The following is an 18,769-nucleotide window of genomic DNA, read 5'->3' as shown; positions in this document are numbered from 1 at the left end:
TTGCGCGTAACCAGTGTTGCAAAAACAAGCAGAAGCAAGGGGCAATCATGGGCAGCAATGTCGGAACACAATCGCGGACAGGTGGTGCCACGCGTGAAAGCGTCTTGATCGTTGAAGATGACTATCTCGTTGCGCTAGATCTTGAAACGACAGTCAGGGACATGGGGCTCGATGTCGTCGGTGTCGCAACCGACAGAAGGCAGGCTTTGTCACTAGCCGCACAGGCCGACATCGCCTTTGTCGACGTCAACTTGGCTGACGGCGCGACTGGCCCAGAGATTGGTCAACGGCTCGTCGATGAATTTGGCGTAACGGTCCTCTTCATGACCAGCAACCCCGCGGCGGTCGTTGGCCGTGTTCACGGAGCACTGGGTGTGGTCAGCAAGCCGGCAACGCCATCGATCGTGCAGAACTCTCTGCGTCATGCCCTCGATGCGCGCCGGAGTGCGTGAGGACGCTGTAAGTCAGAAAATCCGTGATATCCGCCAGCTATCCGTGTCGCCATGCGGCAAGAGCTATGCAGTCTGAACGTCCAACTCATCCACCGCTGCGATTACGCCTCTGAGTTCCGCCAATCCCTTGAGTCGGCCGATGCAGGAATAGCCCGGGTTGACCTTCTTCGTCTGGTCGTCGATCAGCAGATGGCCATGGTCGGGGCGCATCGGGATGACGCTGTCCGCCCTTCCGGACGCGGCCCGGCGGCGCTCCTCCCGACGCAGTACCGAGATCAGCGAGACCATGTTGACGTCGCCGCCGAGGTGCTCGGACTCGATGAAGGAGCCGTCCGCTTCCTTGCTGACATTTCGCAGGTGCGCGAAATGGATGCGGTCGGCAAAGCGGCTCGCCATGCCGACGACGTCGTTGCCGTGGCGCGAGCCGTAGGATCCGGCACACAGGGTTATGCCGTTGGCCGTGTGATCGACCGCTGCGAGGATAGTCTCGATATCTTCCGACGTCGAGACGACACGCGGCAACCCGAACAGCGAGAAGGGCGGGTCGTCCGGGTGAATTGCGAGACGTACGTTGTTCTCGACGGCCACCGGCACGACCTCTTTCAGAAACTCGACCAGGTTGCTGCGCATGTCGTCGTCTGAGAGTTCGTCAAATGCCGCGATATGCCCGCGGATGGTTTCGCGCGTGTGGCTGTCTTCGCCGCCGGGAAGGCCGGCAATAATATTCCTCTCGAGGGTTTCCACATCCTCCTCGCTCATGCCTGCCAATCGCTGGCGCGCCGCTTCAACGAGCGGAGCGTTGTAGCTCTCTTCGGCCGCAATACGCTTCAAAACAAAGACGTCGTAGGCGATGAAATCGATCATGTCGAAGCGAAGCGCCAGGCCGCCAACGGGCGTCGGATAAAGCAGGTTGGTACGTGTCCAGTCCACGACGGGCATGAAATTGTAGCAGACCACAGGTACGCCGCCTTTGCCGAGATTGGCGAGACTCTGCTTCCACGCATCGACATAACGACGCCAGTTTGCGTTTCGCAGCTTGATCGCCGAATTGACCGGGATAGACTCGCATACCGACCAGACCATGCCGGCATTTCTCACCAGGGACATGCGTTCGGCAACGTCGTCCGGCGTCCATACCCGGCCGTCATAGATATGGTGGAGCGCAGTTACGATGCCGTGCGCGCCAGCCTGACGAGCATGGGACAATGTGACCGGATCCTGCGGTCCGAACCAGCGCCAACTCTCCAGCATGACAACACCTCCCTGAAATGTTGGACAATTAAGCGTATTTTTGTTGATCTTAGCAAGCTGAAAGCGACGATTGCCAAAATAAGGCCAACATATTAGGTTTTCCGGAAAACGGAGCTTTTCACTGTGCAGTACAGCAATCGCGCCTCGGCGGTAGATGATGTCGTCCGACAAATCCGCGGCCTCATCCGTGAGCGGGGGCTCGGTGTGGGCGATGTCCTGCCGAGCGAAGTCGAGCTCGCCGCGATGTTCGATTCCAGCCGAAACACGGTGCGCGAAGCCTTCCGCACCTTGAAGGCCTATGGGGTCGCCGAATCCAGGCAAAAAGTCGGCGCCGTCCTGACAGACCAGCATCAGAACGCCATGTGCGATCTCTTCTCCTTTGCCATGGAGATTTCCGTCGATGCCTTCCGCGACATCCAGGGTTATCGGCGACTGACGGAAATGAACCTGTTCGATCTGCTTGCTGACCGTCTGACGGGAGAGGCCCTTGCCGAGATGGAAGCCGTCAATGCAGCCATCCTGAGAACGGAAGACGCCGAGCGAGCCTCCGAGCTCGATTTCGAGTTCCACCGCCTGCTTGTGGGAGCTGCCGGCAATCGCACATTGTCGGAAACCTATGGAATGCTGAAGCCTGTCATACAGCGATTGATGCTCGCCGGAAAATCGCAACGACTGACTTTGGAGACGGTTGTAGCCGAGCACCGCGATATTCTGCAGGCTCTGCGCTGTCGCGACCGGATTGCCTTTGTCTATCACATGGATCGGCACCTCAGTGCCGGTCTTGAGTTCATTGTTGAATGAGCATGCCGAAAAGTAGGAGAGGCTGATGGGAGAATATGCCGGCAAGATCGCAATCGTTACCGGGACAACCGGAATCGGACGCGCGATCGCATTGCATCTGGCGCGAGAGGGTGCGGCTGTTGCCTGCCTTGGCATCGATGAAACGGCGAACACCAGGCTTGCCGAGATCGGTGTGGAGGATGGTCTGGCCCTGCGTGTTATCCGAACGGATGTTTCCGCCCCCGCAAGCGTGGCTGACGCCTTTGCTGAAGCCGTCGCAGCGTTTGGTGGCGTGGACATCATCGTCAATTCGGCGGCGGTGCACCCTTACGGCAATGCCACCGATACACCCTTCGAGACGTTCATGCGCTGCATGGCGGTGAATGTCGGCTCGATCCATCTGACAGCTGAGCATGGCGTGCCCGAGATGCGCAAGCGCGGCGGCGGCGCGATCATCAATATTTCAAGTGTGCAAGGCTTTGCGTGCCAGCCTGGCGTTTCTGGCTACGTCGCTTCGAAAGGGGCGATCCACGCATTGACGCGGGCGATGGCGATCGACTTTGCGGCAGACAATATACGCGTCGTGTCGATCAGCCCCGGTTCGGTGCGTACGCCGATCCTGGAGCTGGCGGCGCGAACATTCGAAGGACAGGATGCCGATATCGATGCCGTGTTTCGGCGTTTCGGAAAGGCGCATCCGCTTGGTCGCATTGCTGAACCCGAAGAGGTGGCTGCACTTGCAGCCTTCCTGGCGTCGGACAAGGCTGCGTTCATTACCGGATCGGATCACCGTATCGATGGCGGTCTGACAGCCGGTATTGGGGTGCGCTGAGGGCGTGCCCGGCCCTTTGGCCGGGCAGCCGATTTGCTAGATGAGACCGGTAAGCAGACCAACGCCGGCGAGTGCGGCAATGCCGCCAACCGAGCGCATCACGATTGCACCCTGCTGCTCGTTCGCTTTACCGACCAGATAGCCGAGGGCTATGCCGGCAATGTGGAGTGCTGCCGTTGCCAGCATGAAACCCGCGGCATAGGCGATGCCAGCGGCAGCTGCAGGCATTTCGGAACCGTGCGCATGTCCATGAAAAATAGCAAAAAGGCCGACAACCCCGGCTGCGATGGCGAGGGGCGCGCGGACACCCAGCGCGACGACGGCACCGAGGACGATCACGGAAAAGGCAATTCCGGCTTCGACAAATGGAACGGAAATTCCCATCATCCCGAGTGCGCCGCCGATCGCCATCACCGAGACGAAGGTGGTCGGCACGAGAAACAGCGCACGTCCGCCGAGCTGCCAGGCAAGCACGCCGACAAGGATCATCGCCAGCACGTGATCGAGCCCGGAGACCGGATGCGTGAAGCCGTGGGCGAAGCCAACTGTCTGGCCAACGCCGGTGTGGGCGAAGGCGAGCGCTGGAGTAAGGACGCAAACCGCGAGCGCGGCGTTAAATCTGGAGATCTTTGAAAACATGGGAGGCCCCTACTACGTGCACGTTGTCCAGAAAATGGCACGCGGGATCAGGGGGATAAAGCGAAAAGATCAGCGACACCGTCATTTGACGTAGATCGTTTCAACGTCGAGCCGTTCAAGTCGGCTGCAGCATGCCAAACACGGCGACAAGGCCAAGCACGGCAAACCCCAGGACTATTTCGGCTCCAGTCGCCCACTTCAGTGGCTGCAGCGACGGGTTGCGAGCAAGCCTTGGAACAAGAAGGTAGCGATTTCCTATCGCAAGCGCGATCAGGGCGAGCACGATGAGGATCTTGATGCTGAGCAGAAGCTGATACTCGAGCTGCCAGTCCAGTGGAAAGGATCCGACAATCAGTGCTGTATTGATGACGCCGGTCGTGATGACGAGTGCCACGGCAACATGACCCGCAGTTGAAAACCGCATCAACGCCGTCCGTGCGTCTCTCTGGCATCGGGTATCTCTCAACAGCGGCAAAGTGACGACGATGGGGACCAAAGCGCCGAGCCAGGCGCCACCCGACAGGAGATGAACACCGTCGTTGAGACGATGCATCATGCGTAACCATCCACTGTGCATCGCGGCATGGCCACTGAGCGTGAGGCTGACGAGCAGCAACCCCGCGCTCATCGCGCGGGCACCGTGTCTGAAGCGGCCCGTTACCAGGCAAGACGCGATCAAAAGACCGGCGGCGCAAGCCTGGGCAATCCAGGCCTGCCCGACATTGGTCCCTGTAAGGACGGAGGATAGCATTTGCGGCGCAAACGCGTCGGCCCAGCCCTCGCCGATCGCAGCCGCTCGCAGCGGGAGCAGGGACGCCGTCGTGCCGATGATCAGAAGCGTTGAGAGGGCAAAGCAATGACGGAGCCGTCGGCTCACCTGTGCCGCCACATCTGCCGGTGCAATCCAGCAGATGTAGGCTGATGCGCCCCACAAAAATATGGCGGAACCATAGAACAGGAAGCGGCACAGGACGAGCGCGGCGTCTGGTGTCACGGCTTGACCGTGAAGCCGTATGCGCCCTTGGTCTTATGGCCGTCTGTCGAAAGAACGTGCCATTCCACTTCATAGGCGCCGGGATCGAGCTTTTCGGGAAGAGGAACCATCAGGGTCTTTCCGTCATCCATCAGCATGGCATCACCGGTCTTCACTGAGGCCTTGTCCGGGCCGATGATTTTCGCGCCGGAGAACTTAAGATCCAGCTCTTCGGAAAAGTGCAGGTCGAGCTCGTCGGGAGAGACTGCGACCGTTGCCTTGTCGGCAGGCACGCTCTCGGTCAGATGAGCGTGCGCAAGAGCTTGGCCAGCAAAAATGACGAGTGCAAGGGCCGACAATGCGGTAAGGCGTGTATGTTTGGACATGTTCCTGTCTCATATTCTGACTATCGTTCTGATGCGGTAGAGCACGCGAGCCTGCCGGTCGCGGCCCCTATTGCGGCTTGGACATGTCCATGCCACCCATATCCGAGTGGCCGTCCTTTGCGGACGCATTCGCCCCGCCAGCACTGCCGACCGTAAACTCGACGTCAACCGATCCAGCCTTTTCGAAGGTCAGGGTCGCCTTGATCGTTTCCCCTTGCTTGAACGGCTGCGCGACGTCCATGAACATGATGTGGAAGCCGCCAGGTTGCAGCTCAACCGTCTGACCCGCGGGAATGACGAGCCCGCCCGCGACGGGTCGCATGGTCATGACGCCGTTGTTGACGCTCATTTGATGAACTTCGGTTTTTGCCGCCCGGTCGGATGTGATGCTGACGAGCCTGTCATCGGCCGAACCGGTGTTGGTCAGGTTCAGGTAGCCGCCGCCGACCTTGGCACCCGGCACCATGGCTCGAGTGCGGGGGTGGCCGATGTCGATGGCGCCCACCTTGATGTCATTGGCGGTAGCGATTGCAGCAAACAGACCGGCAAAGATCAGGCCTGTGATGAGTATGATCAGTTTCTTCATAGGGTGCTCCTGACAGGATGCATCTCTCGCGGCGTTGCACGACGGCAGAGAGAAAAACGTCATTGCGAAATGGAAATTGGATACGGGTGCGATCTGCTTTGGGCCGAACAGTACCTAGGCGCAGGTCAGTCGCCACTGTGACAAGCATCGCGGGGGAAGCCGAAATGCTGGTTCAAGCAAAGGCAGAAGAGGCCGGAGGCGCCCTTGGACCGATATTCGGGGGAAGGACCCGCCGGAAAGACCCGTCCTCTTCGTAGGGCCGCATGGCAGCGGTTGTGATACGAGGACGCTCGCCGCGATATTTGTCGGGAACGGGCAGCAGGACCGAGGCAGCAATCCGGCAAGCCTCACAACCCTGCGCTTGCTGCGCCGTGTCATGCTTGCTCATCCCGTCTGCCTTGCCCGAGATGCAGATAACGGGAAGCGTGCCGTCGGGCAGAATATATTCTGCAAACTCGGAGGGAAGGAAAGCGCCTTTGGCAAAAGACGGCGGTTGATGGGCGAAGCCGACAAACAGCAGCGCGATGGCGCAGGTCATGCGCAACATCCACCGCATGATCATCGCGTTTCTTGCCTGCAACCGCTTCTCCTTCGCTGACGCGAATGCTTTTACGGAGCACAGCAATAGATCTCAATGCGGCAATTTGAAAGAGGCTCGAAGCGAGATAGCTTGCGCTGTCGCAAACACGCGATGCCCGCACATTGAATACGTAGAACAATTTGTCCATTGTCTTGTGAAGTGAGCGCGGCACCGACTGCGATATTTTTTGGCATCCGGCACGGGAGCGTGGAACATGTCTGATGGGGCCTGGGATTTTTGGATCGATCGAGGAGGCACTTTCACGGATATTATTGGGCGTGCACCTGATGGCAGTTTGCATCCGCGAAAGCTTCTCTCCGAAAATCCGGAATCTTATCGCGATGCTGCGATCCACGGGATTCGCGGCCTGCTCGGCCTCGAGACGACGGACAAGATACCGCCCGATCGCATAGGCGACATTCGCATGGGGACGACCGTTGCGACCAACGCGCTTCTGGAACGCAAGGGTGACAGGGTCCTCTTATTGATCACCAAGGGCTTTCGCGACGCGCTTCGCATTGCCTACCAGGCACGCCCCGACATTTTTGCCAAGGAGATCATTCTGCCGGAACAGCTCTACGAGCGGGTCGTGGAAGTCCAAGAACGCATTCGCGTGGATGGCTCGATCGAGGTGCCGCTCGAGACGAGCGCTGCAGAGCAGGCGATTGCCAGAGCAAGGATGGATGGGATTGATGCGGTCGCGATCGTGTTCATGCACTCCTACAAATATCCGCAGCACGAAAAAGTGGTCGCAGACCTCTGCCGGGCAGCGGGATTCAAGCAGATTTCGGTAAGTCATGAGGTGTCTCCGCTGCTCAAGCTGGTCGGTCGCGGCGATACGACGGTCGTGGACGCCTATCTCTCGCCCATTTTATCTCGCTACGTTCAGCAGGTGGCGGACGAGCTGGGAGTAGAGCATGCGGGAAAAACGTCGACGCGCCTCAACTTCATGATGTCATCGGGGGGGCTGACCGCCGCCCATATGTTTCAGGGCAAGGATGCACTCCTTTCGGGGCCGGCCGGCGGTGTGGTCGGTATGGTGGAGACCGCAAAACTTGCCGGGTTCCACAAGGTTATCGGCTTTGACATGGGAGGCACCTCAACGGATGTAGCCCACTTTGATGGCGAGTACGAACGCGTCTTCGACACCGAAGTTGCGGGCGTTCGAGTGAGGGCGCCGATGATGCGCATTCATACCGTCGCTGCCGGCGGCGGCTCTATCCTTCATTTTGAGACCGGTCGGTTCCGCGTCGGTCCTGATTCGGCGGGCGCCAATCCCGGACCCGCCTGCTATCGTCGTGGCGGGGAATTGGCGGTGACGGACGCCAACGTCATGCTCGGAAAACTGCAGCCGGATCTGTTTCCCGCAATCTTCGGGCCGGCCCAGAACGAACCACTCGATATCGAGGCCGTGCGCGAGAAGTTCGAGGCAATGTCCGCGCATGCCGCCAGCGGACACAGCCCGGAAAGCGTCGCGGAAGGCTTCATAAAGATCGCGGTCGAGAATATGGCCAACGCTATCAAGAAAATCTCGGTACAGCGTGGCTACGACGTGACAGGCTACCTCTTGAACTGCTTCGGTGGTGCGGGTGGGCAACACGCCTGCCTCGTTGCCGATGCACTCGGCATGTCGATGGTGTTGGTTCACCCCTTTTCCGGTCTGCTGTCTGCTTACGGCATGGGCCTGTCATCGATCTTCGCATCCCGTCAGCAAGCGTTCATCAAGCCTCTTTCGGAAGCGTCGCTCCCGGAACTTGACCGGCTGATCGCCTCTTTGAGTGCCGGGGTGGGTGAAGAGCTGGAAACACAAGGCATACCAGCCGGCAGCGTTGACTTCAGATCCGTCCTGGACCTTCGTTACGAAGGTACGGACACCACGCTGCCCGTCAATTTTAACCACGGCTCGATAGGCGAGGCGCTGGTCGATTTTGAACGGGCGCACACGGCGCATTTTGGTTTCGTTTACGACGGTAAAGCGATTGTCATCGAATCCGTCGCCGTCGAGGGGACTGACCGATCCGCCCAAAGGCATCAGGAAGACGACTTGCAGGCGGTAGCAGCGGTCACTCGTGCATCTGAGAGCCGGCGCGTCTTTTTCGACGGCGCTTGGCGTGATACCAGCGTCTTCAAGCGTGACGATCTCCTGCCCGGTAGCCAGGCACCTGGTCCGGCGCTCATTATCGAAGCCAATCAGACGATCGTCATCGAGCCCGGATGGCAGGCAGAGATCACCTCGAAGAACCACGTCCTGCTCCGCCGCGTTGAAAAGAAGAGGACAGCCGCCGCACTTGGGACGCAGGCTGATCCGATCATGCTGGAGATATTCAACAATCTCTTTATGTCGATTGCTGAACAGATGGGTCTCACGCTGCAAAACACCGCCTCTTCCGTCAATATCAAGGAACGGTTGGATTTCTCCTGCGCGGTTTTCGATCGAACCGGGGCGCTGGTAGCCAATGCACCGCATATGCCGGTGCACCTGGGCTCCATGGACCGATCGGTGGAGACGATCATCAGGTTGAACGAGGGACGAATCCACCCGGGCGATGTGTTCGCTCTCAACGCTCCGTACAACGGAGGCACCCACCTCCCGGACATAACGGTTGTCACGCCTGTCTTCGACGACACCGGCCGCGACATCCTGTTCTATGTCGCTTCCCGCGGACATCACGCCGATGTCGGAGGGACGGCACCGGGCTCGATGACCCCGCTCGCGACAACCGTCGAAGAGGAGGGGGTGCTTTTCGACAACTTCCAACTGGTCGAACGCGGCCGCTTTCGCGAGGCGGAGCTCTACGATCTCCTGACGAACCATCCGTATCCGGCGCGCAATCCGCACCAGAACATGGCGGATATAAGGGCGCAGATCGCTTCGAATGAAAAGGGTGTGGCGGAGTTGCGCCGGATGGTTGCCCATTTCGGTCTTTCAGTGGTCGAGGCCTATATGGGTCACGTTCAGGACAATGCGGCCGAAAGTGTGCGCCGGGTCATCGAGCGGTTGCCGGACAGCGCCCGGTACGACTATCCAACCGACACGGGTCAGCTAATCAGGGTCAAGATTACAGTCGATCGCCAGAGCCGCGAAGCGACCGTGGATTTTACCGGAACGTCGGCGGTTCAGGCCAACAATTTCAATGCGCCCGAGCCGGTCACTCGCGCTGCCGTTCTCTATGCTTTCCGCGTGATGGTCGAGGCCAATATCCCGATGAACGCGGGCTGCCTGCGGCCGATCAACATCATTATCCCGGACGGCTCTATGCTAAAGCCGGCCTATCCCGCCGCGGTGGTTGCCGGGAATGTCGAGACGTCCCAGCATGTGACCAATGCGCTCTTCGGTGCCATGGGGTCGATGGCCAATGCGCAGGGGACAATGAACAATCTGACGTTCGGCAATGCGAAATACCAATATTACGAGACGATCTGCTCGGGTTCGCCGGCGGGTCGGATGAACGACGGCCGTGGCTTTGCTGGAACGGCGGGCGTCCATACCCATATGACGAATTCCCGGCTGACGGATCCCGAGGTGCTGGAGCTCCGGTTCCCGGTGCTGCTGGAAGACTTCCACATCAGGGAGGGTTCGGGTGGAAAGGGTAGGTGGGGCGCCGGCGACGGCACCGAACGCACGATCCGATTTCTGGAGCGGATGGAATGCGCCATCCTGTCTTCCCACCGTGACCGCCCGCCTCGGGGCATCAATGGAGGGGGGGACGGCAGGGTCGGGTCAACGAGTATCCACCGACTGGACGGTCGTCGCGAAGTACTAAAGGCTAGCGACCAAACGGTGATCGAGGCGGGGGAGGCCGTGACTGTGACCACACCAACTTCGGGTGGGTTTGGAGCGTGAGATGGCCACCTCGGCTGCGTTGATCACCAAGGGACCATATGCACACCGATTACGGTGATTGGCGCCGTGATCTCGCCAGGCCCCGGAAACGTGATGACATCTTCGGCTTCACCAGTCATCGACAGATGAGCGGCGACACCAAGCACTGTCAACGTGCAAAGTGAAGTGAGCTTGATGCTGTCGCAGGCAGACATGCTCCCGTCCGGATGGATCGGACCTCATGCGACAGCGCGACGGTCAACTATCCGTCACGCGGGAGTGCCGAGATCGATGCCGGGTTCCAGCGACCGCTCATTCGCGCTGAACTCGCACCGAAGGCAAGCGACAGCATGATGGCTGCCCGGTAGCAGCGGACGAGAACCACGCCGACAAACGCAAGCATGCGAGCTCTCAATCCATCCAGCCGGTCTGACGCGGCAATCCGGAACATCTCGGCCGCAGGCGACAGCGCGATGGCTGCCGTGCGAATGATCCACCGTGGCCACCAGCCCCGCATCGCGCGAATGCGTGCAAAATCGTGAGCGGTATGTCGTTGCCACTTGCGTGCGAGTTCGGAGAAGCTCTTTCGAGCCGGGTGGAAGACGATCATTTCAGGACAGTATCGAGTTCGGTATCCCTTGCTTAGTGCTCGCTGCCCCCAGTCACGATCTTCGGCAATGTCGATCCCGCCAAAAAGGCCGACTGCGGCAAACACGCTGGCACGCATGGCCAGGTTTCCGGTCCCGGTGAATCCTTGCTTTGCTATGTACTCCTTCATTCTGTAGGCGAACACGGTCTCGTAAGCCTCCAGAAGCGTCGGACGCTCCGAATTCTCGTAGCTGATACGCACATCGCCACCAAGAATGTTCAGGCTTCCATCCGTCTCGAATTGCCGTTCGATCTCGGATAGCCAGTGACTGTCGGCAGTGCAGTCGGCATCGATGAAGGCGAGAATATCGCCAGTAGCATGCGATACGCCGCGGTTGCGCGCCGGACCGGGGCCTGGCACCGGCTCGGACAAGAGGCTTGTTCCCGGGTAGGCGGCGCACGCATTCACCGGCAGTTCTTTCGAACCATTGTCGACGACGATCAGTTCAAACGGCTGCCGCAGGCCAGTTTGGGATGTCAGCGACGCCAGGCAGGATCGCAGCAATTCCGGTTGATCAAGATGCGGGATAATGACGCTGATCATTGACGTCCAAGCTCCTGCGAAACATTGTTCGGTAGGCGCCGAGATAGCGACGGGCCTCCGTCGTCCACCGAAACTCGCGCTCGGCGACCGCGCGCCCGACGGATGCCATTTCAGAGCACCGTTGGGGATCGTCGACCAATGCGAGGATACCGTCGGCCAGTGCTCGCGGTGAGTGTTCGCGCACGACGATGGCTGCGTTCCCGGCATCGCGTATCGCCTGCCGAAGATTGAATTGAACAATCGGCAAGCCGAGCATCATGTATTCGAAAACCTTGTTCATTGAGAGCTTGTCGTTGAACTCGTTCGGCGGGTCGGGGATGACACCCACGTCCATAGCTGACAAATGCGCCATCAGCGGCTGACCACTGAGGTAGCCGCTGAAGCGAAGAACATGACCAAGGCCCAATTCGGCCGCCATCGCTCGCAGTCGAGGCAGTTCGGGCCCATCACCAATGATGATACCATGAATGTCGTCGCGCTTGCGCACGTGCACAATCTCTGCCAGCGCACGGACAAGAGAATCTACCCCGTCCTGCTCACCCATGATGCCGATGTAGCCGATGAGGCGTTTACCGGGTACGACCAGGGACGGGTCTGCAATCGTGCGATGAAAACGGGAAGCTTCCGGATAGCTCTTGACCACAACCACGCGGTCCGGTTCCATGCCACCGCGTGAGATCGCGATATCACGGAAGGTCTCGTTGGTTGCAATGCTCACATCCGCCATTCGGAATGTCTGTCTCTCGAAGAAACAAAGAAGACGGTAGAAGAGATCCTTCCGTCCGAACTTGGTCACATAAAGTTCGGGGCTAAGGTCGTGATGGTCGAAGACGAAGCGCGTGCCAAAGAGCACCTTGTGAACAAGCGCGACGAGAAACATCAGGTCTGGAGGATTGCAGGCTTGGATCGCATCGATTGATTGGCGGCGGCGCACGCGAAAAGACAGGCGTAACTGATGGAAGAGCGCCGTCCCATATTCCCGAAGATAACCCTTCGCGGATTTGGCCTCGCGAAGCGGATGCCGATATATATGCACACCGTTGATGACTTCGTAGCTTTTGTCATAGCCCTTGCCTTGCGGGCATATCACGGACACCTCGTAGCCCGCTTCCGTCAACGCTTGTGCTTCCTGCCATACTCGTCGATCGAAGGGGACTGGCAAGTTCTCGACCAAGATCAGAATGTGATGATTCTTAGAAATGGCGGCCTCCCGTGGTGTCTCGAGACAGGGTGTGGCCGAATACTAGGGGCGGTTGGCAGAAATTCTCTAGATACCAAACAGGATAAGCAGTTGAACTTTGGTCGGCTGATCGTCAGCCATAAGGATATCTATTAATACGTGCGGTTATACTTGTAGAAGATTGGTCTCGATTTGCTTTTTCTCTGTGGGGATATAGGGAATTTGTCGAAAGTGACGGGTGTGGCCTTTCAAAATAGTGACAGGACTGTCGCAGTGGTTCCCATCACCACTGCCGATGTGGATGACGTCGCAAGTTTCCTTCACAACGAACTGAATGGTCGGCTTACTGCCGGAGTTTGGGCCGAGGCCATTCGACCGACTTGGCCGAGTGCGTCTCCAAATCATGGTTTTATGCTGGTTTGCGGCCAGAGCATCGTTGGCGCGTATGTCGCGTTTTACTCGCAGCGGAGTGTGGCCGGACAGAGCGAGAATTTTTGCAACCTGGCTGCCTGGTGTGTGCAGGATGCCTATCGATCGCATGGATTGAGGTTGCTGAAGGCGTTGCTCGACCAACCCGGCTACACGTTCACCGATCTCTCTCCCAGTGGCAACGTCGTTCCGCTGAATCGCCGGCTGAAATTCCAGCAGCTCGATACGACGGCTACGCTCGCGGTCAATCTGCCTTGGCCGAGGTGGGGGAGTGGCGTACGCATCATCGACCATCAAGCGTCAATCGAAACCTATCTCGATGTCCGCGATCTTCAAATATACAGGGACCATGCACGCGCGCCTGCAGCACATCATCTCGCAGTCATCAAGGGCGATCGATGCTGCTACGTGATGTTCCGCAAGGATACGCGCAAGGGCTTGCGCCTCTTCGCTTCGATCCTGCACGTGGGGGATGTGGAGCTGTTTTCCGAAGTCGCCTGGCATGTCCGCAGCTATCTGCTGACACGTTTTGGCCTGGCGGTCACCATTGTCGAGAACCGATTTGTCAGCGCTCCGCCGATGCTGTCGGTTCCGCTCAAATCGCCACGTCCGAAGATGATCCTGAGCAGCCGGGTATCGCCGAGCCAAGTGGATTACCTCTACAGCGAACTTACCTGCGTCCCTTGGTAGTAAGGAGTTTGGGGCCTGACATGCTGTCACCTGTAAAAGTCAATCTATCCGATTTGCTTCGCAACGGTGCGGCTCGCTACGGATCCGCGCCCGCGCTTACCTTTAAGAGCTCGACCCTCAGCTATATGCAATTGTGGGAATACGTGGCTGGTTTTGCAGCGACCCTCAGTGCCCTTGAGACCGGACGCGGGGACCGGGTGGCGGTGCTTCTCGACAAACGCGTCGAAACGGTTGTGACAATATTCGGGACGGCTGCTGCGCAGTGCACAACCGTGCCGATCAATCCCTTGCTGAGGCCCCAGCAGGTCGCCCATATTCTCGCCGACTGCGATGTGCGGGTGCTGGTCACATCCTCTGACCGCCTGGAGCAACTGCGAGAGTTCGTCACCGCAGAGAGTGCGCTTGAGCATGTCGTCCTTGTAGACGGGCCCGCTGGCGGCGATGCGAATGCGGGCGAGGCCTGGCATACGCATTCCTGGGCCGACCGCGTTTGCCCCGACGAGGAGACTGGAGGACCAGCTTCGGCAGGTGTCGACTGCGATATTGCGGCTATTCTGTACACGTCAGGAAGCACCGGGAAGCCAAAGGGCGTCGTTCTCAGTCACCGAAATATGATTGTTGGTGCCGAGAGTGTAAGTCACTACCTCGGCAACGGACCTCACGATACGATCCTGTCGGTCCTGCCATTGAGTTTTGACGCCGGGCTTAGCCAGTTGACGACAGCCTTCAATTCTGGGGCTCACGTCGTGCTCATGAACTACTTGCTGCCCGGCGACGTTGTGCGCCTGTGCGAAAAGCATAATGTAACGGGCATCACGGGCGTTCCACCGTTTTGGATACAGGTCTGCGAGCTTCACTGGCCTCCGGAGGTCGCCGCACGATTGCGCTACTTCGCAAACACGGGCGGCAGGATGCCGAAGGCTACGCTGGACCGACTTCGTGCCTCCTTTCCCAATGCGCTTCCCTATCTGATGTACGGATTGACGGAGGCGTTCAGATCAACCTATCTCGACCCCTTAGAAATCGATCGTCGACCGGATTCCATCGGCAAGGCCATCCCGAATGCCGAGATCCTTGTCGTGCGACCCGATGGAACCCTTTGCGGCCCCAACGAACCTGGTGAGCTGGTTCACCGAGGCCCTCTGGTGGCCTTGGGATACTGGAACGATCCCGCACGCACTGGCGAGCGGTTTCGCCCCTTGCCCGGCACAGACGCCGGCTGGCGGCAACCGGAATTGGCCGTGTTCTCCGGAGATACGGTTATCCGTGATGAAGAGGGGTTCCTGTATTTCGTTGGCCGCCGCGATGAAATGATCAAGACCTCGGGTTACCGCGTCAGCCCGACCGAGATCGAGGAGGTCGCCTATGCTACTGGCCTTGCGCGCGACGCGGTTGCCATGGGCATCGATGATCAGGCCCTCGGGCAGCGCATCGTTCTCGTTGCCAGTCCGGTTGCCGAAACGCTGGACGTTAGTGCCTTGCTGACGGCGTTCAGACGTCAGCTGCCGCAATACATGGTGCCTTCGAAAGTCGTCGAAATGGCTTCAATACCAACCAATCCTAACGGCAAGTTTGACCGTGCACTCTTGAGGGAGCAATTGGGTCGATGAGCTTACATCCCTCCATTGGCATGTTCGATGTTGCCGAAGACATCCTGGCGGTTGGCGGCATACGCCTTGACCGTTTGGCCGAGCGTGTCGGGACAACACCGTTTTTCGCATATGACCGTCGCCTGATCAACGCGCGCGTTTCCTACCTTCGCTCTGTCTTGCCGAGGGATGTAAAGCTCTCTTACGCGGTCAAAGCCAACCCGATGCCTGCGCTGGTTCAGCACATGGCAGGGCTTGTTGACTCCTTCGACGTAGCCTCGGCGTACGAAATGAAAACGGCGCTGGACACAGTTGTGCCGCCAGCCAGGATCAGTTTTGCCGGTCCCGGCAAAACATCGCAGGAGCTTTCCCAGGCCGTGGCCGCCGGTGTGACCATCGAAATGGAATCTGCCGGCGAAGCAACGCGTATCCTGGAGGTGGGAAACCGCCTCGGGATCCGGCCGCGAGTCGCCCTGCGGGTTAACCCGGATTACCAGGTCAAGGGCTCTGGCATGAAGATGGGCGGTGGCCCTCAACAGTTCGGTATCGATGCCGAGCAAGTGCCGGGCCTGCTTCGCCATTTTGCAGACACCGACCTCGACTTTGTCGGTTTCCACGTCTTCGCAGGGTCTCAGAACCTACACGCCGATATTCTTTGCGATGCTCTATCTCACAATGTCGGACTGTTGCTCTCGCTTGCCGATGCGTGCGGCTTTCATGTGCGCTACCTCAATCTCGGGGGAGGCTTTGGAATTCCTTATTTCGAGAAGGATCAGCCACTTGACCTCCTGCCAATCGGACAGAGGCTGAACGACCTTATTGAAGGCTCAATTCGCCCGGTTCTTCCGGACGCCCGTGTGGTGATAGAACTCGGACGGTACCTTGTTGGTGAGGCCGGAATCTATGTCACGCGCGTCATCGACCGAAAGGTGTCGCGCGGCCGGACCTATCTGGTCGTCGATGGCGGACTTCACCATCAGCTGGCCGCCTCCGGGAACTTTGGTCAGGTCATCCGGCGAAACTATCCGCTGGTGATCGGCAACAGAATGGGCGGGCAGGACTGTGAGACGGTGTCAGTCGTTGGCTGCCTTTGCACGCCGCTCGACCTGCTCGGGGACAATGTATGTTTGCCTTCGGCAGAAGTCGGCGATCTGGTCGTCATTTTCCAGGCTGGCGCCTATGGCTTGACGGCGAGCCCGACAGCATTTCTCGGCCATCCGCTGCCGCCGGAGATCCTTGTTTAAACAGCTTAAAACCCACTCTACTTGTAGGAAACGGTGAGGTGCCATGAATTCGTCAACATTCGAATCGGTCAAGGATGTGATCGCAGATACACTTGGAATCGCAGACCGGGCCCGCATCGCGGAAGCCTCCACGCCGTTGTTCGGCAATATTCCCGAGCTCGATTCGTTCGCGGTGCTAAGCCTAGCGGCGGCCCTGGAGGCTAGATTCGGATTCCAGATCGATGATGAGGATTTCACCGGCGAGATTTTCGAAACAGTCGGTTCGCTCGCTGCGTTCATCGACCGCCATATAACGCATTGAAACGGTCACCGAGATAGGAAGCGGGGCTGAAATGGGGGCAACCATGAACACTGTTGAAGCATCTTCGGACGATCGGGATGGGCTCGCCGTCATCATCGTCACCTACAACAGTGCTGACGCGTTGCCGGCTTTGCTTGACTCGCTTTCGGATGGACTTCGGGGAATCGAGCGTTTCGAAGTCGTTATCGCTGACAACAATTCGCAAGACGGCTCTGCGGAGATTGCCGCGGCTCATCCTATCGGAGCAAGGGTGATCCCTATGGGGTGGAACGCCGGTTATGCGGCAGCCATCAATGAGGCTGCTGCAACCGTTCGTCAAGGCGCAGGTCTACTCATACTCAATCCGGATCTGCGACTTCATCCGGACGCGATAAGACCGCTTTTCGAACACCTGGCAACCCCGACTGTCGGAGTGGTCGTTCCAATCAACTACAGGCAGGACGGCAGCGTCGACCCAACGTTGCGTCGCGAGCCCTCTGTTCTGAGTGCCTGGGCGGAGGCTGTTCTCGGCGGAAGTCTGGCAGCGAAGATCGGATGGGGAGAAATCGTCGATTTGTCCCCACAATACGACAGCCCCGGTGTTGTCGAATGGGCGACCGGGTCCGCGCTTCTCATATCCGCGCACGCACGCAGAATCGTCGGTGAGTGGGACGAGTCTTTCTTTCTCTATAGCGAGGAAGTCGACTACCAGCGACGGGTGCGAGAAGCTGGCCTTTCAATTATCTTTGAACCGCGGGCAAAAGTGATCCATGCCTGTGGCGGCAGCGGCAGCAGCGCGCGGTTGTTCGCGCTAATGACGGCAAACCGTATCCGCTACTATCGCCGGCATCACGGACGGCTAAAAGCAGCCATGTTTGCTTCGGGTATAGCGTTCGGGCAGATGCTTCGCTGTTGGCGCGGGTCAATCCATCGCGCTGGACTAGGCGGCGCATTACGGCCTTCCGCGGCGATCATGCAATTTCGGGCGACGGCCGGTGTCTGAATGGGAGAGGCCATGAAGCGCCGGATTTTGACGTTTCACGGAATTGGTGAACCTGAGCGGATCCTCGACTGTGGGGAAGCCGATTACTGGATAGGCCTTGACCGTTTCTGCGAAATCCTCGATCGCGTCTGCTGCCATGTGAATCGGGCCAAGTTTCTTATTACCTTCGATGACGGCAACCTGTCAGACCTTCGCCTTGCTGCGCCTGAACTGTGCAGGAGGGGTCTGGACGCCGAATTCTTCGTGCTAACCGGGCGCTTGGACAAGACAGGATCGCTGGATCCAGACGCTGTTCGACGTCTTCTGGAAATGGGCATGCGTATAGGAACGCACGGGATAGACCACCGCGATTGGTCGGGTCTGTCGGAGCGTGAACTTGAATGGGAGTTGGGGCGGTCGAAACGTCAACTCGAAGAGATTTGCGGCCATAGCGTGCTTTCGGCTTCGATTCCTTTCGGTCGCTATAACCGTTCGACACTGGCCAAGCTGCGTGCTTGCGGCTACCAAACCGTCTACTCGAGCGACGGCGGGGACGCCACAACAGGACGTTTCCTGCAAGCCCGAACTTCGATACGAAACAGCATGACGGATGCGATGGTCGACCATATTTTGAATGGTCACCTTCCAGCCATGAGGCGCCTGCGCAGAGCAGCGCGCCTGACCCTCCGGGCCTGGGTTTAGGGCCTATGATATCGAATACGTCCACCGTCGCCCGCGAAGTGAGGCATAACGCCAGCCCCCTTTCCTGACGAGATTAGGAAGCACGTTTCAATCGGCCAAACGGATAAGCCAATTCAACCATTTGTGGGGCTGATCGGCCACACCGATCTTTATAGGCTAGGAAGAACAGTCAGGTATCG

General features: G+C 58.7%; 19 protein-coding genes. 10 read left to right on the top strand and 9 right to left on the bottom strand.

Annotation, left to right across the window (positions count from 1 at the left end; translation table 11 throughout):
• The first annotated feature begins 47 nt into the window (after positions 1 to 47).
• Positions 48 to 452, top strand: a complete 405-nt coding sequence (locus AS026_RS00965; protein ID WP_062368381.1) for a response regulator — start codon at positions 48 to 50, stop codon at positions 450 to 452.
• A gap of 63 nt (positions 453 to 515) precedes the next feature.
• Here AS026_RS00965 and uxuA read toward each other — a convergent pair whose 3' ends face one another.
• The gene (uxuA, locus tag AS026_RS00960; protein WP_062368380.1) at positions 516 to 1,703 is read right to left on the bottom strand and encodes a mannonate dehydratase; all 1,188 of its coding nucleotides are present in this window, start codon (positions 1,701 to 1,703) and stop codon (positions 516 to 518) included.
• A gap of 123 nt (positions 1,704 to 1,826) precedes the next feature.
• Between uxuA and AS026_RS00955 the strand changes: the two genes are divergently transcribed.
• Together AS026_RS00955 and AS026_RS00950 are read left to right on the top strand one after the other, a co-directional pair.
• Positions 1,827 to 2,504 (top strand): FadR/GntR family transcriptional regulator, encoded by a 678-nt coding sequence (locus AS026_RS00955; RefSeq protein WP_062368379.1) that lies wholly within the window; start codon positions 1,827 to 1,829, stop codon positions 2,502 to 2,504.
• A 25-nt stretch (positions 2,505 to 2,529) separates the two neighbouring features.
• Positions 2,530 to 3,315, top strand: coding sequence for an SDR family NAD(P)-dependent oxidoreductase (locus AS026_RS00950; RefSeq protein ID WP_062368378.1), 786 nt, complete (start codon positions 2,530 to 2,532; stop codon positions 3,313 to 3,315).
• A gap of 36 nt (positions 3,316 to 3,351) precedes the next feature.
• Here AS026_RS00950 and AS026_RS00945 read toward each other — a convergent pair whose 3' ends face one another.
• From AS026_RS00945 to AS026_RS00925, 5 genes are all read right to left on the bottom strand, one after another.
• Positions 3,352 to 3,954, bottom strand: coding sequence for a HupE/UreJ family protein (locus tag AS026_RS00945; protein WP_062368377.1), 603 nt, complete (start codon positions 3,952 to 3,954; stop codon positions 3,352 to 3,354).
• A 115-nt stretch (positions 3,955 to 4,069) separates the two neighbouring features.
• On the bottom strand, positions 4,070 to 4,948 hold the full coding sequence (copD, locus tag AS026_RS00940) for a copper homeostasis membrane protein CopD (protein WP_062368376.1): 879 nt from the start codon (positions 4,946 to 4,948) through the stop codon (positions 4,070 to 4,072).
• Complete coding sequence (copC, locus tag AS026_RS00935) at positions 4,945 to 5,313, bottom strand: copper homeostasis periplasmic binding protein CopC (RefSeq protein ID WP_062368375.1); 369 nt, start codon at positions 5,311 to 5,313, stop codon at positions 4,945 to 4,947. The genes copD and copC overlap by 4 nt, the downstream gene beginning before the upstream one ends.
• A 67-nt stretch (positions 5,314 to 5,380) precedes the next feature.
• The gene (locus AS026_RS00930; RefSeq protein ID WP_062368374.1) at positions 5,381 to 5,899 is read right to left on the bottom strand and encodes a copper chaperone PCu(A)C; all 519 of its coding nucleotides are present in this window, start codon (positions 5,897 to 5,899) and stop codon (positions 5,381 to 5,383) included.
• Between the two features lie 172 nt (positions 5,900 to 6,071).
• Complete coding sequence (locus tag AS026_RS00925) at positions 6,072 to 6,479, bottom strand: hypothetical protein (protein ID WP_245307286.1); 408 nt, start codon at positions 6,477 to 6,479, stop codon at positions 6,072 to 6,074.
• A 214-nt stretch (positions 6,480 to 6,693) separates the two neighbouring features.
• Here AS026_RS00925 and AS026_RS00920 point away from each other — a divergent pair, with 214 nt between their 5' ends.
• Complete coding sequence (locus AS026_RS00920) at positions 6,694 to 10,323, top strand: hydantoinase B/oxoprolinase family protein (RefSeq protein WP_062368373.1); 3,630 nt, start codon at positions 6,694 to 6,696, stop codon at positions 10,321 to 10,323.
• Positions 10,324 to 10,346: 23 nt separating this feature from the next.
• On the opposite strand, the gene AS026_RS41900 is transcribed toward AS026_RS00920, so the two are convergent.
• From AS026_RS41900 to AS026_RS00910, 3 genes are read right to left on the bottom strand one after another with little or no spacing between them, the layout of a single operon-like run.
• A complete protein-coding gene (locus AS026_RS41900) occupies positions 10,347 to 10,517 on the bottom strand; it encodes a hypothetical protein (RefSeq protein ID WP_160330083.1) in 171 nt (56 codons plus the stop codon).
• A gap of 47 nt (positions 10,518 to 10,564) precedes the next feature.
• Positions 10,565 to 11,494, bottom strand: coding sequence for a glycosyltransferase family 2 protein (locus AS026_RS00915; protein WP_062368372.1), 930 nt, complete (start codon positions 11,492 to 11,494; stop codon positions 10,565 to 10,567).
• Positions 11,466 to 12,656, bottom strand: coding sequence for a glycosyltransferase family 4 protein (locus tag AS026_RS00910; RefSeq protein WP_245307285.1), 1,191 nt, complete (start codon positions 12,654 to 12,656; stop codon positions 11,466 to 11,468). The genes AS026_RS00915 and AS026_RS00910 overlap by 29 nt, the downstream gene beginning before the upstream one ends.
• Before the next feature lie 489 nt (positions 12,657 to 13,145).
• Here AS026_RS00910 and AS026_RS00905 point away from each other — a divergent pair, with 489 nt between their 5' ends.
• From AS026_RS00905 to AS026_RS00880, 6 genes are read left to right on the top strand one after another with little or no spacing between them, the layout of a single operon-like run.
• Positions 13,146 to 13,793: a hypothetical protein gene (locus tag AS026_RS00905; protein WP_245307284.1), complete on the top strand. Its 648-nt coding sequence runs from the start codon at positions 13,146 to 13,148 to the stop codon at positions 13,791 to 13,793.
• Positions 13,794 to 13,813: 20 nt separating this feature from the next.
• Complete coding sequence (locus tag AS026_RS00900; RefSeq protein WP_062368371.1) at positions 13,814 to 15,403, top strand: acyl-CoA ligase (AMP-forming), exosortase A system-associated; 1,590 nt, start codon at positions 13,814 to 13,816, stop codon at positions 15,401 to 15,403.
• Entirely contained in the window at positions 15,400 to 16,626 is a 1,227-nt protein-coding gene (locus tag AS026_RS00895; RefSeq protein ID WP_062368370.1) for a pyridoxal-dependent decarboxylase, exosortase A system-associated, read from the top strand. Before AS026_RS00900 ends, AS026_RS00895 begins: the two co-directional genes overlap by 4 nt.
• Before the next feature lie 43 nt (positions 16,627 to 16,669).
• Entirely contained in the window at positions 16,670 to 16,927 is a 258-nt protein-coding gene (locus AS026_RS00890) for an acyl carrier protein (RefSeq protein ID WP_062368369.1), read from the top strand.
• Between the two features lie 43 nt (positions 16,928 to 16,970).
• Positions 16,971 to 17,909: a glycosyltransferase family 2 protein gene (locus AS026_RS00885; protein ID WP_245307283.1), complete on the top strand. Its 939-nt coding sequence runs from the start codon at positions 16,971 to 16,973 to the stop codon at positions 17,907 to 17,909.
• A 12-nt stretch (positions 17,910 to 17,921) separates the two neighbouring features.
• The gene (locus tag AS026_RS00880) at positions 17,922 to 18,590 is read left to right on the top strand and encodes a polysaccharide deacetylase family protein (RefSeq protein WP_082728400.1); all 669 of its coding nucleotides are present in this window, start codon (positions 17,922 to 17,924) and stop codon (positions 18,588 to 18,590) included.
• Positions 18,591 to 18,769 lie beyond the last annotated feature (179 nt).

This window comes from Rhizobium altiplani (assembly GCF_001542405.1).
In the GTDB taxonomy this organism is placed as follows: Bacteria; Pseudomonadota; Alphaproteobacteria; order Rhizobiales; family Rhizobiaceae; genus Rhizobium; species Rhizobium altiplani.
The sequence above is the reverse complement of the archived record's forward strand: the minus strand, read 5'-3'. Positions and strand labels throughout refer to the sequence as shown.

Coding starts and splice junctions, on each gene's coding strand:
- AS026_RS00965 (WP_062368381.1), top strand. CDS start 48: ATGGGCAGCAATGTCGGAACACAATCGCGGACAGGTGGTGCCACGCGT.
- uxuA (WP_062368380.1), bottom strand. CDS start 1,703: ATGCTGGAGAGTTGGCGCTGGTTCGGACCGCAGGATCCGGTCACATTG.
- AS026_RS00950 (WP_062368378.1), top strand. CDS start 2,530: ATGGGAGAATATGCCGGCAAGATCGCAATCGTTACCGGGACAACCGGA.
- AS026_RS00945 (WP_062368377.1), bottom strand. CDS start 3,954: ATGTTTTCAAAGATCTCCAGATTTAACGCCGCGCTCGCGGTTTGCGTC.
- copC (WP_062368375.1), bottom strand. CDS start 5,313: ATGTCCAAACATACACGCCTTACCGCATTGTCGGCCCTTGCACTCGTC.
- AS026_RS00930 (WP_062368374.1), bottom strand. CDS start 5,899: ATGAAGAAACTGATCATACTCATCACAGGCCTGATCTTTGCCGGTCTG.
- AS026_RS00920 (WP_062368373.1), top strand. CDS start 6,694: ATGTCTGATGGGGCCTGGGATTTTTGGATCGATCGAGGAGGCACTTTC.
- AS026_RS41900 (WP_160330083.1), bottom strand. CDS start 10,517: ATGTCTGCCTGCGACAGCATCAAGCTCACTTCACTTTGCACGTTGACA.
- AS026_RS00915 (WP_062368372.1), bottom strand. CDS start 11,494: ATGATCAGCGTCATTATCCCGCATCTTGATCAACCGGAATTGCTGCGA.
- AS026_RS00900 (WP_062368371.1), top strand. CDS start 13,814: ATGCTGTCACCTGTAAAAGTCAATCTATCCGATTTGCTTCGCAACGGT.
- AS026_RS00895 (WP_062368370.1), top strand. CDS start 15,400: ATGAGCTTACATCCCTCCATTGGCATGTTCGATGTTGCCGAAGACATC.
- AS026_RS00890 (WP_062368369.1), top strand. CDS start 16,670: ATGAATTCGTCAACATTCGAATCGGTCAAGGATGTGATCGCAGATACA.
- AS026_RS00885 (WP_245307283.1), top strand. CDS start 16,971: ATGAACACTGTTGAAGCATCTTCGGACGATCGGGATGGGCTCGCCGTC.
- AS026_RS00880 (WP_082728400.1), top strand. CDS start 17,922: ATGAAGCGCCGGATTTTGACGTTTCACGGAATTGGTGAACCTGAGCGG.